Here is a 268-nt window from a genome sequence, read left to right on the forward strand (position 1 = left end):
CCCGGCGGCGGTGATGCGCAGCAGGCGCTGGCGCGCGTCCTCGCCCGGCGCAGATTCGACCCAGCCGGCCGCGCTCAGCGGCTTGAGGTCGCGGCTGAGAGTACTGCGGTCCATGCCCAGCTCGTGCGCGATCTCGCCCAGCGGCCGGCCGCGGCCGCCGGTGCGGCGCAGGATCGAGTACTGGTTGAGGTTGACGCCGGCCGGCGCCAGCGCCTGGTCGTAGCGCTGGCTCATCAGCCGCGACAGTTTGCGCATGCGGAAGCAGGTG

The 268-nt window shown here is 73.5% G+C and carries 1 protein-coding gene; it reads right to left on the reverse strand.

Translation table 11 applies throughout. The annotated features are described in order from the left end of the window. Nucleotides 1–268 (reverse strand): winged helix-turn-helix transcriptional regulator (locus HKX41_11705; GenBank protein NNC24798.1); only part of this gene is annotated, 268 nt, incomplete at both ends.

Source organism: Salifodinibacter halophilus, from assembly GCA_012999515.1.
Lineage (GTDB): Bacteria > Pseudomonadota > Gammaproteobacteria > Nevskiales > Salinisphaeraceae > Salifodinibacter > Salifodinibacter halophilus.